At 65.7% G+C, this 12,351-nt stretch carries 13 protein-coding genes; 7 read left to right on the top strand and 6 right to left on the bottom strand.

All coding sequences use genetic code 11. The features are described from left to right. Window positions 1-645: a helix-turn-helix domain-containing protein gene (locus TX79_RS03900; protein WP_049925841.1), complete on the bottom strand. Its 645-nt coding sequence runs from the start codon at window positions 643-645 to the stop codon at window positions 1-3. Between the two features lie 157 nt (window positions 646-802). On the opposite strand from TX79_RS03900, the gene TX79_RS03895 reads away from it, so the two are divergent. Together TX79_RS03895 and TX79_RS03890 are read left to right on the top strand one after the other, a co-directional pair. Then, window positions 803-3,292: a DNA topoisomerase VI subunit B gene (locus tag TX79_RS03895; protein WP_049925840.1), complete on the top strand. Its 2,490-nt coding sequence runs from the start codon at window positions 803-805 to the stop codon at window positions 3,290-3,292. A gap of 49 nt (window positions 3,293-3,341) precedes the next feature. Further along, window positions 3,342-4,433: a DNA topoisomerase IV subunit A gene (locus TX79_RS03890; protein WP_049925839.1), complete on the top strand. Its 1,092-nt coding sequence runs from the start codon at window positions 3,342-3,344 to the stop codon at window positions 4,431-4,433. A gap of 153 nt (window positions 4,434-4,586) precedes the next feature. On the opposite strand, the gene TX79_RS03885 is transcribed toward TX79_RS03890, so the two are convergent. Both TX79_RS03885 and TX79_RS03880 read right to left on the bottom strand, forming a co-directional pair. Then, window positions 4,587-5,693: a zinc ribbon domain-containing protein gene (locus TX79_RS03885; protein ID WP_049925838.1), complete on the bottom strand. Its 1,107-nt coding sequence runs from the start codon at window positions 5,691-5,693 to the stop codon at window positions 4,587-4,589. A 77-nt stretch (window positions 5,694-5,770) separates the two neighbouring features. Continuing rightward, window positions 5,771-6,478, bottom strand: a complete 708-nt coding sequence (locus tag TX79_RS03880; protein WP_049925837.1) for an MBL fold metallo-hydrolase — start codon at window positions 6,476-6,478, stop codon at window positions 5,771-5,773. A gap of 295 nt (window positions 6,479-6,773) precedes the next feature. Here TX79_RS03880 and TX79_RS03875 point away from each other — a divergent pair, with 295 nt between their 5' ends. From TX79_RS03875 to TX79_RS03865, 3 genes are all read left to right on the top strand, one after another. Beyond that, window positions 6,774-7,751, top strand: a complete 978-nt coding sequence (locus tag TX79_RS03875; protein ID WP_049925836.1) for a transcription initiation factor IIB — start codon at window positions 6,774-6,776, stop codon at window positions 7,749-7,751. A gap of 164 nt (window positions 7,752-7,915) precedes the next feature. After that, window positions 7,916-8,095 (top strand): DUF7836 family putative zinc-binding protein, encoded by a 180-nt coding sequence (locus TX79_RS19815; RefSeq protein WP_049925835.1) that lies wholly within the window; start codon window positions 7,916-7,918, stop codon window positions 8,093-8,095. Between the two features lie 396 nt (window positions 8,096-8,491). Next, window positions 8,492-8,728, top strand: a complete 237-nt coding sequence (locus TX79_RS03865) for a UPF0058 family protein (RefSeq protein ID WP_049925834.1) — start codon at window positions 8,492-8,494, stop codon at window positions 8,726-8,728. 126 nt (window positions 8,729-8,854) lie between these two features. On the opposite strand, the gene TX79_RS03860 is transcribed toward TX79_RS03865, so the two are convergent. After that, window positions 8,855-9,331 (bottom strand): DUF555 domain-containing protein, encoded by a 477-nt coding sequence (locus TX79_RS03860; protein ID WP_049925833.1) that lies wholly within the window; start codon window positions 9,329-9,331, stop codon window positions 8,855-8,857. Between the two features lie 185 nt (window positions 9,332-9,516). On the opposite strand from TX79_RS03860, the gene TX79_RS03855 reads away from it, so the two are divergent. Together TX79_RS03855 and TX79_RS03850 are read left to right on the top strand one after the other, a co-directional pair. Beyond that, window positions 9,517-10,398: a DNA-3-methyladenine glycosylase family protein gene (locus TX79_RS03855; protein WP_049925832.1), complete on the top strand. Its 882-nt coding sequence runs from the start codon at window positions 9,517-9,519 to the stop codon at window positions 10,396-10,398. 74 nt (window positions 10,399-10,472) lie between these two features. Next, window positions 10,473-10,811 carry a DUF3784 domain-containing protein gene (locus TX79_RS03850; RefSeq protein WP_049925831.1) on the top strand — a complete coding sequence of 113 codons (339 nt, stop codon included), beginning with the start codon at window positions 10,473-10,475 and terminating at the stop codon, window positions 10,809-10,811. Window positions 10,812-10,924: 113 nt separating this feature from the next. Here the strand turns inward: TX79_RS03850 and TX79_RS03845 are convergent, their stop codons facing one another. Continuing rightward, a complete protein-coding gene (locus tag TX79_RS03845; RefSeq protein WP_049925830.1) occupies window positions 10,925-11,173 on the bottom strand; it encodes a hypothetical protein in 249 nt (82 codons plus the stop codon). Next, a complete protein-coding gene (locus TX79_RS03840) occupies window positions 11,173-12,237 on the bottom strand; it encodes an mRNA cleavage and polyadenylation specificity factor-like protein (RefSeq protein ID WP_230198537.1) in 1,065 nt (354 codons plus the stop codon). Before TX79_RS03840 ends, TX79_RS03845 begins: the two co-directional genes overlap by 1 nt. Window positions 12,238-12,351: the final 114 nt, after the last annotated feature.

Genomic DNA, 12,351 nt, shown 5'->3' with positions numbered 1-12,351 from the left:
CTAGGACTCGTCCTCGTCGGTATCCGAGCGCTCGGCGGTCGAATCTTCGGCGCTCGGTGTAGGCTCCGACTCGGCGTCGGCGTCCGCGTCCGGCCCGTCGTCGCCGTCAGTCGCGGCAGCGTGCTCGCTCGAGTCGACGTCGTCGACCGTGATCGTCACGGGTTCGACCTCGTCGTCGACGTCTCCGTCGGGGTCGCTCTCCCGGTCGAGGACCCGATCGAGCGTGAAGATGGTGTTCAGTTCCTGCTGGACCTGGTCGACGACGCCGCCGACGAGTTCGCTGGGCTGGATCGCCGTGTACTCGTAGGGGTTGTTGCCCGCGCCCTCGCTGGCCCGTTTCTCGCGGCTGACCCGGTCTTCCTCGTGGAGTTCCGCGAGTGCCTCCCGGACCGTACTCGGGTACAGACCCGTGCCGGTGGCGACCTCCTCGGAGGTGCTACCAGGGTTGGCCAGCAGGTAGACGTAGATCTTCGCCCGCGTCTCCGTATCGAGGATCCAGGACAGCAGATCGACGATCCGCTGGTCGACCTCCTCGACCGCCGTCGTCGTGATCCCGTCGTCGACGCCGTCCTCGGACTGCGCATCGCCATCCAACGGTAGCGCATCCCCCTCGTCTCCCGGGTGGTCGGTGTCGTCTCGAGCCATACGTTCTCGTTTGGGAGGAAGCTTTCGCGCGCGGTTAAACCTTTGCGCGTCGGGTGCGGCCGCTGCACGTGACGTCCACGGGATCCGGATCGGCCATGGGATCACTTTCACCGCGGTAGCGCACACCTTTTAGCCCCGCCGTGAATACTGGAGGGTGATGACGTCGTTCCAGTCGACACTCGGTGACGAGCCGGGGATCGCCGAGGAGCTGGCCGAGAACCAGCAGGCGATCTCCATCGCCGAGTTCTTCGAGAAGAACAAGCACATGCTCGGCTTCGACAGCGGCGCTCGAGGCCTCGTCACGGCCGTCAAGGAGGCCGTCGACAACGCCCTGGACGCCGCCGAGGAAGCCGGTATTCTCCCGGACATCTACGTCGAGATCCAGGAATCGGGCGACTACTACACGCTGATCGTCGAGGACAACGGGCCGGGGCTGACGAAGGAATCGCTCCCGAAGGTCTTCGGGAAACTCCTCTACGGATCGCGGTTTCACGTCCGCGAGCAGAACCGCGGCCAGCAGGGGATCGGCATCTCCGCGGCCGTCCTCTACTCGCAACTGACGAGCGGGAAACCCGCGAAGATCACCAGCCGCACCCAGGACGCCGCCGAGGCCCAGTACTTCGAGTTGATCGTCGACACCGACGAGAACGAACCCGAGATCAGCGTCGAAGAGACCACCTCCTGGGACCGCCCCCACGGGACGCGCATCGAACTCGAGATGGAGGCCAACATGCGCGCTCGCCAGCAACTCCACGACTACGTCAAGCACACGGCAGTCGTCAACCCGCACGCCCGTCTCGAGTTGCGCGAGCCCCAGGCTCACTTCAAGTTCGAGCGCGCGACCGACCAGCTTCCCGAGGAGACCGAGGAGATCCGGCCCCACCCGCACGGGGTCGAACTCGGGACGGTCATGAAGATGCTCACCGCGACGGACTCCCACAGCGTCTCGGGGTTCGTCCAGGAGGAGTTCACCCGCGTCGGGAAGAAGACGGCCGACTCGATCATCGACGCGTTCCGCGACCGCCACTACGGCCGCGAGATGCGCTGGCAGCCGCCTGCAGCGCGCGAGAGCGCGGAGCCACGCTCCGCGGATAACTCGAGCGGGCCTCGCCCGCGAGAGGACGTCGACCTCGAGGCGGTCGTCACCGATGCTACGGCGAACAAGGGAGCCGATGCGACGGCAGCCTTCGCCGACGCCATCGCCGCGGCCGTCGACGACCACGACCGGATCGCCCACCACGAACTGCTCGAGGCGGTCGAGGAGGCCGCCGAAACCGTCGAAGACGAGCACGGAACGACGTTCGGCGACACCGTCCGCGAGAACGCCGTCGAAGCGGTCTGGCTCGCGCTGATCGACGCGGACGAGGACGCCGAGGGCGAGGAGTCGCGGCTCGTCGCGGACGTCTACGAGCTGGCCGACGAGGCGACGAGCACCCGCAAGGACGACGAGGTCGTCCACGCCTTCGCGCAGCGGCTGGCCGGGACGTTCGCCGACGCGACCGAGGAGGACGTCCGGCACCGGCTGACCCGCACGACGCTCCGCGAGTACGTCGACCGCGCTGCGGACCTCACCGAGGAGTACGACGACGTCGCGTTCGGGGACACCGCCCGCGAGAACGTCGTCGAGGCGTTCTGGGACGTGATGGCCACCGTCCCCGACGATCCGCCGCTCGTGCGGGAACTCGCCGACGACCGGGACGCCGCCAGCGACCTGGTCGACGCCATGCGCGCGACCGACATCATGGCTCCGCCGACGCGGTGTCTCTCGCCGATCACCGCCGACCTCATCGAGGCCGGCCTCGAGAAGGAGTTCGACGCCGACTTCTACGCCTCCGCGACCCGCGACGCCGAGGTCCACGGCGGCGACCCGTTCGTCGTAGAGGCCGGTATCGCCTACGGCGGTGAACTCGAGGCCGACGGCACCGCCGACGTGCTCCGGTTCGCGAACCGGGTGCCGCTGGTCTACCAGCGCGGCGCGTGTGCGACGACCGACGTCGTCAAGTCGATCGGCTGGCGCAACTACGGGCTCGACCAGCCGGGCGGCTCCGGGCTTCCCCACGGACCGGCGGTCATCATGGTCCACGTCGCCTCGACGAACGTCCCGTTCACGAGCGAGTCGAAAGACGCCGTCGCGAACGTCCCCGAGATCGAAGACGAGATCGAACTCGCGATCCGCGAAGCGGCGCGCGAACTCAAGAGTTACCTGAACAAGCGCCGCTCGATGGAACAGCGCCGCAAGAAACAGAACGTCCTCGGGAAGATCCTCCCCGAGATGGCCGAGAAGGTCGCCGAGGTCACCGATCGGGACGAACCCGAGATCGGCGACGCGCTGGCCCGGATCATGAACAACGTCCTCGTCGAACGCCGGGTCGAGGACAACGGCGACGGCAAGGCGGTCTCGGTCGTCGTCGAGAACAACTCGGGGACGAACGAGTCGCTCGAGATCACCGACATCGTGTCGGCCGAACCGACGAACCTTTCGGACGGTGCGACCGTCGTCGAGATGGACGGCGAGTGGTTCGTCAAGTGGGAGTCCGAGGTCTCGAGTGACGACGAGGCCACCCTCGAGTACGAGGTGCCCGAGGACGCCGAGTTCGACCTCGACGTGAAAGGCGTCGAAGACGAGAAACTTACGGTGTCATCATGAGCGCGCGACTGATGGCTCGTGATGAGCGAAGCGAAATCACGGTGAAACAATGAGCGCAGACGACAACCAGCAGGCCCGAGAACAGCTGATCGACCTCGCGGCGGAGTTCTACGACCAGTTCGAGCGGGGGGAGATCCCCAACATGTCCGTCCCGACGCGGACGAAGAACAACATCGAGTACGACGAAGACGAGAAAGTCTGGGTCTACGGCGACCGCGAGTCGACCCGGTCGGCCAACTCGGTCCGCGGGGCGCGAAAGCTCCTCAAGGCGGTCTACACGATCGAGTTCCTCGCGGATCAGCTCGATCAGGATCGCTCGTCCACCCTGCGTGAGCTGTACTACCTCTCCGAAAGCTGGGACAACGAGGAGGCCCAGTTCACGAGCCAGGACGAGTCGAACAACCTGATCGAGGACCTCGAGATCGTCTCGGGCGTCACTCGCGAGGACTTCCACATGCGCCCCGAGGAGTCGGGGGCGACGATCATGGGTCCTCTCCACCTTCGCGAGCAGACCCGCCGCGGGGAGCGCGAGATCCACTGCCAGGAGGACGTCGGCGAAGGGGGCTACCAGATCCCGAACAACCCCGACACGATCGAGTTCCTCGACTGCGACGCCGACTTCATTCTCGCCGTGGAGACCGGCGGTATGCGCGACCGGCTGGTCGAGAACGGGTTCGACGACGAGTACAACGCCCTCATCGTCCACCTCAAGGGCCAGCCGGCCCGCGCGACCCGCCGGATCACCAAGCGGATGCACAACGAACTCAACCTGCCGGTCACGGTCTTCACGGACGGTGACCCGTGGTCGTACCGCATCTACGGCTCGGTCGCCTACGGGTCGATCAAATCGGCCCACCTCTCGGAGTACCTCGCGACGCCGGAGGCCAAGTTCATCGGCATCCAGCCCGCCGACATCGTCGAGTACGACCTGCCGAACGACCCGCTCAGCGATTCGGACGTCAACGCGCTCGAGAACGAACTCACCGACCCGCGCTTCCAGACCGACTACTGGGAGGAACAGATCGAACTCCAACTCGAGATCGAGAAGAAGTCCGAACAGCAGGCGCTGGCCTCCCACGGGCTGGACTTCGTGACGGATACGTATCTGCCCGAACGGCTCGACGAGATGGGTGTCGTCTAGACGCACATCGAGCCGTCGTTCGGGGAGATGACGACCGAACGGCTCGACGAGATGGGCGTCGTTTAGACGCCCATCGAACAGCGGAACCGATACCTGTTTCTCGAACGGTTCGACGAGAAGAACGTCATCTAGCGGCCATCGCGCCGACTGCGATCAGCGCTCGAGCGAGGGTTCCCGTTCGGCGTCGTCCGCGGTCGACGGCTCCACTCCGGCCCCGTGTTCCGGGCCGTCCTTGACGGCCTCGAGGCCCGTACACTCCGGACAGTAGTGGTTCTCGCCGCTGTCGAGGGTCACGACGGGGACGCCCAACACCGCGAATTCTTCCTTGTAGGTCCGCGTGATTCCGTCCTCGACCGGCTGTCGGCAGATGGTACACGGGCGTTCCGGATCGTCGGCACGTCGCTCCTCGACCGAGCGGGTCCGGCCGTTCGTCGTGATCGGGTCCCGGTCGCGGAACCGTCGTCGCACGGACGGTATCAAGGCCGCGCCGACGAGGAGCAACAGGAGTCCGAACCCGCTCGCCAGCGCCGACAGCTCGAGCAGGAACGCCAATCCGAGCAGCCACAGCAGACCGACCATAAACAGCAGGAGCGCCGGCGAACTGGAACCGGAACTCGAACTTGATTCTCGACTCGCGCGATCCTGCGACGGCGACCGGACGGTTCCCGCGTGGGTTTGTGCGGGGCCATCGGCTCGCACCACCTTTCGCTCGACGTTGCCGAAGTAGTGGTAGGCCCCGTAGACGACGTTACCCATCCCCATCGTCCACCAGATAGTGAGAAACGCGATGAGGAGGTGGTTGGTAGACGATCCCAGCGAGCGCCGTATCAGGACGGCGTGATCGCCGAAGTCGTGTTCGAGTTCCCAGCCGTTCTCGAGGTGGGCCGCGATGCGGTCCTCGAGTATTCGTCGGTCGGCGTCGTGGGCCGTCGATCGGTGCGAGGACCCTCCCGACTCGCGAGTCGGGCTCGAGCGGTCCCGGCGTCGTGAACCGTCGCGCGGGGGTTCCTCTCGGTAGCGTGGCTCTCGCGAGCGGGGTTCGGAGTGGCGGTCCTGTGCTCGGTCGTCGCGGTTCGGCCAGCCGGTTCGGTGGTCCCTCGGCTCGGACTCGTCGATCCGGTCTCGTCGCTGCTCGGGTTCGTCCGTCGATTCCTGGCTGGCTCCGCAGGACGGACAGTATCGCATCGATTCGGCGACCGGGGATCCGCACCGATCACAGCTAGTGGTCCCCGTCCCGCCGTCCTCGAAGCCACGTCCCATAACCCGACCAACACGAGGGAGGAGGAAAACGGTTGCGACTGATTGGGACACTGATACGCATCGGGCGATCGGACCGGTTATCCCTCGTCGAGGACGACCGGGTGGCCCCGATTCGCGACGTCGACGACGAACGCGTCTGCGTCGGCGTCGATGGCGTCGAACGCGTCGTAGTGGACGGGCAACACGAGTCCGGGAACCATCCGGTCGGCGAGGTCGGCGGCCTCGTGACGATCCATCGTGTAGGTGCCACCGATCGGGGGACAGAGGAGGTCGACGACCAGTTCGTCGTGGACCGGCAGCGGATCCGTGTCGCCGGGCCAGAACGCCGTGACCCCGTCGACGGTGACGCCGAAGCCACAGCCCTCGCCCTCCGGGTGGTATGGCGTCCCGTCCGCGTCGGTGTGTGACCCGTCAGGATCGTTGTACGCCGGCGTGGTGTAGAGGTCGAGCGGCCCGAGGACGAACGATTCGTCGTCACGGACGCGTTCGACCTCGTAGGGGAGCGACTCCGGCTGTTCGTCCGCGTGCTCTACGTCGCGGGCGTCGACGGCCTCGTGGACGACCACGATGGCGTCCTCGTGGGCGACCCGCCGGATCGAGTCGGGATCGTAGTGGTGGCCGTGTGAGACCAGAACGAGGTCGCCGTCGCGTGGCTCCTCGCCCTCGAGTATCCCGTAGTGCTCCGGGCCAGGGTCGACGTAGATGACGACCCCGGTTCGCCCCTCGAGCCGGATGCTCGCGAGGCCGAACCAGTCGACCGTTACCGCACCGAACCGGACAGTCATGTCCGCCCGTTCGACGGGCCGATTCGAAAAGGGTTCGACTCGTGCCCCCCGTTGACATCGAAAGCGTCCGACTCATTCCTACGGGACCACTAGAACGGATATCCACGATCTCTCGCTCGAAAACCTCAGCGATTAATCACCATGTAACCGAAACTCATATGAATCTACTCCCGAGGCGCTTATAAAGAAGGCGAAACATTTATATGGATTTCGGCCTTACTATACGTTAGCCGAGGCGACCGGGTTTCTTCTGGTTCCCCCACCCGGGAGCCCCGAGTAACCATCCCGATACACCATGACAGACTCCAACATTCGAACCTATACGAGCGAGCGGACGACGGAACAGGAGGAGGAATCGAACCGCACGGACGAGCGCGAGGAGTGCCCGGAGTGTGGCGGCCGTCTCATCTCGGACGCGGAACACGCCGAGACGGTCTGTGAGGACTGTGGCCTCGTCGTCGAGGAGGACGAGATCGACCGCGGCCCCGAGTGGCGCGCGTTCGACGCCGCCGAGAAGGACCAGAAGTCGCGTGTAGGTGCCCCGACGACCAACATGATGCACGACCAGGGCCTGTCGACGAACATCGGCTGGCAGGACAAAGACGCCTACGGGAAGTCCCTCTCGAGCCGTCAGCGCCAGAAGATGCAGCGCCTGCGCACCTGGAACGAGCGGTTCCGTACCCGCGACTCCAAGGAACGGAACCTCAAGCAGGCGCTGGGCGAGATCGACCGGATGGCCTCCGCGCTGGGTCTGCCGGAGAACGTCCGCGAAACGGCCAGCGTGATCTACCGCCGCGCCCTCGAGGAGGACCTCCTCCCCGGACGATCGATCGAGGGCGTCGCCACGGCTGCGCTGTACGCCGCCGCCCGCCAGGCCGGCACCCCGCGCAGCCTCGACGAGATTTCGGCTGTCAGCCGCGTCGAGAAGATGGAACTGACCCGGACCTACCGGTACATCATCCGGGAACTCGGTCTCGAGGTCAAACCCGCGGACCCCGAACACTACGTGCCGCGGTTCGTCAGCGACCTCGACCTCTCGGACGAGACCGAGCGCATGGCGCGCGAACTGCTCGAGTCGGCCCGCAAGGAGGGCGTCCACAGCGGCAAGTCGCCCGTCGGCCTCGCGGCCGCTGGCGTCTACGCCGCGGCCCTGCTGACCAACGAGAAGGTGACCCAGAACGAGGTCAGCGACGTCGCGAACATCTCCGAGGTCACCATCCGCAACCGCTACAAGGAACTGCTCGAGGCCTCCGATACGGCTGCCCCGGCGTAATCGCCGGTTAGTCGAGCGGATAGCTGTCATCGGTGGACGCCGTCGGACGCTCGTTGTGGCCCCCTCGAGTACCCAGGCGGCACGGCGCGACGTTTGTGGCTCGTTCTATCGATCCGACTGTGATCGCGACAAGGTTTTTCACCTGTGGCGTGCAAGCCAGTAACATGGATGAAACGACCGTCCGACTGTTGTGTCCGGAGTGTGCCAAAAACTGGCAGACGTCGCCGGATGAACTCCCAGGTTCGACCGAAATGTTCCATTGTCCGAACTGTCACGCGTCGCGGCGGACGGCGGAATTCATGCGGACCGATCGCGACCTCCAGACGCTGAAACAACTCGGTTAGGCGACGGTTTCGAACCCGTCGTCGAGCACTGTTCTGGCGGTCTCTCCCCGTCACCGTCGATTTTTGGAGAGGGGGCTCGAGTTGAGGATGAATCGTCGGGCCAGTTCCGCAAGCAACGGGGCTTGGTCCGTGTCGAGAGTCGTCGATTTCGCCAAACGATCGGTACGTTCTACTTTCGATCTCGAAAGCCGATTTTACCGCAGACGTGACGGGTACATAACAGTAACTACGCAGTCCGTACTCGAGGACACGCACAGCCTGTAAACCGTTTCACGCTACTAATTCAACCTCTTCGACCGTCCGGAAATCAGGACACTCTCCGCTGAAAAAACGGGTCGTATGGTAACGCGACTCAAGATAATAATATAACCCTGCAGTGGGTATGACTGGATGCCTATGAAGAAACAGGAGCTCATTCACCTCCACGGCCTTCTCGCCGAAGTATCCAACCAGTGTTCGGAGTGGGAAGACTGTCAGATCGACCTCGAGGAGTACGAGTCGCTCGGTATTCGACCGACATCGATTCACAAATCGAAGACCGATCACAAAGCGGCCGTTTTTGCGCTGGCTGGCGGCATCACGGCGAACATGCGCGAGGGTGAGCAGGAAGCCGTCGCCGCCACTGCCGACTGAACGACACGCAGTATCCTCGGACGTCGCTGCCCGACCTACGAGGCGTATCTCCGTTCTCGCTATCGGACTCGTTGGTGCCACCGACAAAATCGAGTCTAACTGGGCGAAACGGTTCGTAAGCGCCGATTACTCGACGAGGTCCTCGAATTCGGGAAGGATTTCATCGTCGTCTTCGTCGGCGTCACCCGACTCGGAGGCCTCTCCGTCGTTCGCCGGAACGGACTCGTCCGTCGTGGCCTCTTCTTCCTCTTCGTCTTCGAGTTCCTCGTCTTCGATGACTTCGACCCGTTTGACCTCGAGCGGGATGTTCTCGAGCCGCTGGCCGATTTCCTTGCGCGCGATCCGGGAGGCGTGTTCCTCCCGCTCGACGTTGAAGACGGTCATCTCCAACTCGAGGGCGACGAGCGCCTCGTCCGCGGCGATGAACGCCGGCGGCAGCTCCTCCCCGGATGGGGACGTGCGCTCGCCCATGTTGATCTCGACGTAGTTCAGGTCAGGGTTCAACATCTCTCCCGTCTTCGAGATGGCGATACGAATCGCCTCGTCTTCCGTCTCAACGTCGAAGACCGGCACGGCTGCTTCGACGACAACCCTGCAGTTCATACGTGGATATTGTACCGCCTCCAGTATCAAGGTTCGGCTCACACGAACGACGACGTCGATCGTATCGCCCCTCGAACGGAGAACGTAACTGACTGACCAGTCGACGCCGGGGACTGGCAGTCGGCCGCTCGGGATGGCCCGCAGGTTCGAAAGGCCCAAGCCGTCCCTCGGGAACCCACTCACGAATGGCAACGGGTACGATCCCGATCGACGATCTCGGCGGCGGCCTCGACCTCTATCGGACCCTCGAGAGCGGCCAGAGCTACCTGTGGCGACGCGCCGACGGCGAGATGTATCGCGGCGGCCCGGCCCCGGGCACGTGGTACTCGACGGTCGTCGACGGCGAAGTGATCCGCGTCCGGACGCAGGGCGACGTCCTCGAGTGGGAGTCGACGACCGACGCCGACCCCCTCGTTCGTCGGCTGTTGCGCCTCGAGGACGACCTCGAGGAAATCGTCGCGGCCGCCCCCGACGATCCGTTGCTCCGGGAGGCCTACGAGGCCCACCGCGGCATGCGACTCGTCCAGGATCCGCCCTTCGGCTGTCTGATCTCCTTCATCTGCTCGGCGCAGATGCGGGTGAGCCGCATCCACGGGATGGTCTCGACGCTGGCTCGCGAGTACGGGACGCCGGTCTCGTTCGACGGTCGGACCTACTACGCCTTCCCCACGCCCGACCAGCTCGCCGTGGCGACCGAGGCCGAACTCCGGGAGCTTGGACTCGGGTATCGTGCGCCGTACGTCGTCCGCACGGCCGAGATGGTCGCCGACGGCGAGGCGCATCCAGCGGAGGCCCGCGACCTCGAGTACGAGGCCGCCCGCGACTATCTGACGCAGTTCGTCGGCGTCGGCGACAAGGTGGCCGACTGCGTGTTGCTGTTCTCGCTGGGGTTCGACGAGGCCGTCCCGCTCGATACGTGGATCAGGACGGCCATCGAAGAGTACTACCCCGACTGCGACCGGGGCTCCTACGCCGACACCTCGCGAGCGATCCGGGAGCGCTTCGGCGGGGAGTACGCGGGCTACGCCCAGACCTACGTCTTCCATCACCTGCGAACGAGAGCGTGAGAATCGCCCCGTTCTCGGCCGGAGGGGTCGTTCCGGCCCGCACCTATTTGTGAACGCGGTGACATCGGTCGGACATGGTTCGGGGAACCGTCCTCTCGCTTCTCGCTGCGGCGGCGTTCGTGGGTCTCCTCGGCGCGCTCGTCAAGTACGCCGGACAGACGTGGCTGATCGCCGGCTACGATCCCGACCGCGTCACGGACGAGGAAGGGCTCGCGAACTTCATCGGGACGAACGCCCTCTACGTCGCCGGGCTGTTGTTCGTCCTCGCCGGGCTCGAGTACGCCGAGCCGGTCGACGAAACCCTCGTCTCGCTGCTGTGGGTCGCGTTCGCGGGCGTCGTTCTCGTGATCGGGGTCCGAATGCTCACCGGGGCTCGCCGGTACCAAGCCGACGCCCCGGATGGAACGCCGTAAGGGGTCCCGACGGACCCGCAGCCACACTCGCCATCGTGCCGCAACCAGCGTACAGCGGTCCGTGCGAACCGCGTCGGTGTATCCGGTGGCGTGGCGCTCTCCGGTCGTTCCGGTCACTCTCTGTAGTCGCTCCGCCCGGTGACGGCCCAGTAGGCCTGCGAGACGAGCGTGATCGCGAACGCGACGGCCAGCCCCCCGCCGACGACGAGCGCCGCGGTGCGGCCGAGCGCGACGGCGGTGAGCCCGCTGGCGACGAGGACGAAGAGGATCGATCCGACGAGCAACTCGAGCAGTTCCCTGACCGTCGCGCGGCTGGTCGAGACGTCGACGTACTCGTCCGCGAGTCGCTCGATGATGCCCATCAGGAGAACTCCGCGAGCGTTCGCTGGTCCCGTTTCAGCGGGCGCGCCCGGTAGCCGTACTCCGTCTCGAGGGTGGTCGCGAACGCCGCGTCGAAGCCGTGGTGGGTGTAGACGACGGCGGGGTCGATCGCCTCGACGGTGGCGACGAGGTCGTCGAAGTCGCAGTGGTCGGTCAACGGGAAGGTGACGTCGTAGTTCCCGCGGTAGCGGAAGCCGTCGTCGACGGCCCAGCCCGAGAAGCCGGCTTTCAGCCCGTCCTCGCGATCGACCGCGCGTTCCACCCAGTCGGCGCGGGCCTGATTCGACGGGAGGACGACGATCTCGTCCTCGAGTCCCCGAAGCGAGTCGTACGGCCGACCGGGAAACGAGAGGTCGGTCGCGGCTTCGATCGCGCGGTTCACCTCGTGGATCGAGTCGGCGACGAGGACGTCCCGTTCGGCGTCGCTACCGTCGTCGACGCCGCCGGTTGCCGCGCGGGCGAGCCACTGGAGTTTCTGGGCGCGGCCGAGCGAGTAGCCGAAGAGGAACAGCGGCCGCTCGTCGTTGTCACGGATCCAGTCGACGATGGCAGCCTCGAGTTCCTCCTGCGGCGGGAACCGGTAGGCGGGCCGGCCGTACGTGGTCTCCATCACGAGGACGTCGGTCTCGACCGCTGTGGGGTCGAACCCCTCGAGGTAGCACCGATCCCGGATCGAGAAGTCGCCCGTGTAACAGTAGCGACGGTGGTCGGCGTCTCCCCGTTCAGGCTGGGGCTCGAGCGACTCTCCGAGCGAGAGCCGGTCGCGGTCGACGATCGCCGCTCGCGAACCGACTACGTGGCCCGCAGGCACGAGGTCGATCCCGGGGACGCGCTCGACGAACTCGAAGCCGACGCCGGTCCGCGCCTCGGCGATTGCCGCGGTTTCGGCCGCGCAGACCACGGTTCCGGGGGTCGACCGAAACGTGTGATCGGCGTGGGCGTGGCTCACCACGTTGACGTCGCCCGCCGCACTCCTGGCGTCGGCGACGATCCGGCGGCCGTCGCCGAACTCGAAGTGGATGCCGTCCCGGTGGCGTACGGTCACTGCGAGGGGATACGGGCTCGAGCCACCTGGGGGTATCGCTCCCTCGCGACCTGAGACGGGGGTACCGTCGCGTGTGTAACTTTCGCACGCCGCTCGTCAGCCGGGCGCACGCCA

This window comes from Halopiger goleimassiliensis (assembly GCF_000455345.1).
Taxonomy (GTDB): Archaea; Halobacteriota; Halobacteria; order Halobacteriales; family Natrialbaceae; genus Halopiger_A; species Halopiger_A goleimassiliensis.
Note: the sequence above shows the minus strand (reverse complement) of the source record. Positions and strands in the feature narration are given on the sequence as shown.

What these genes read in the sequence shown, in the direction of transcription:
- TX79_RS03900 (WP_049925841.1), bottom strand. Translation starts at nt 645, where the DNA reads ATGGCTCGAGACGACACCGACCACCCGGGAGACGAGGGGGATGCGCTA.
- TX79_RS03895 (WP_049925840.1), top strand. Translation starts at nt 803, where the DNA reads ATGACGTCGTTCCAGTCGACACTCGGTGACGAGCCGGGGATCGCCGAG.
- TX79_RS03890 (WP_049925839.1), top strand. Translation starts at nt 3,342, where the DNA reads ATGAGCGCAGACGACAACCAGCAGGCCCGAGAACAGCTGATCGACCTC.
- TX79_RS03885 (WP_049925838.1), bottom strand. Translation starts at nt 5,693, where the DNA reads ATGGGACGTGGCTTCGAGGACGGCGGGACGGGGACCACTAGCTGTGAT.
- TX79_RS03880 (WP_049925837.1), bottom strand. Translation starts at nt 6,478, where the DNA reads ATGACTGTCCGGTTCGGTGCGGTAACGGTCGACTGGTTCGGCCTCGCG.
- TX79_RS03875 (WP_049925836.1), top strand. Translation starts at nt 6,774, where the DNA reads ATGACAGACTCCAACATTCGAACCTATACGAGCGAGCGGACGACGGAA.
- TX79_RS19815 (WP_049925835.1), top strand. Translation starts at nt 7,916, where the DNA reads ATGGATGAAACGACCGTCCGACTGTTGTGTCCGGAGTGTGCCAAAAAC.
- TX79_RS03865 (WP_049925834.1), top strand. Translation starts at nt 8,492, where the DNA reads ATGAAGAAACAGGAGCTCATTCACCTCCACGGCCTTCTCGCCGAAGTA.
- TX79_RS03860 (WP_049925833.1), bottom strand. Translation starts at nt 9,331, where the DNA reads ATGAACTGCAGGGTTGTCGTCGAAGCAGCCGTGCCGGTCTTCGACGTT.
- TX79_RS03855 (WP_049925832.1), top strand. Translation starts at nt 9,517, where the DNA reads ATGGCAACGGGTACGATCCCGATCGACGATCTCGGCGGCGGCCTCGAC.
- TX79_RS03850 (WP_049925831.1), top strand. Translation starts at nt 10,473, where the DNA reads ATGGTTCGGGGAACCGTCCTCTCGCTTCTCGCTGCGGCGGCGTTCGTG.
- TX79_RS03845 (WP_049925830.1), bottom strand. Translation starts at nt 11,173, where the DNA reads ATGGGCATCATCGAGCGACTCGCGGACGAGTACGTCGACGTCTCGACC.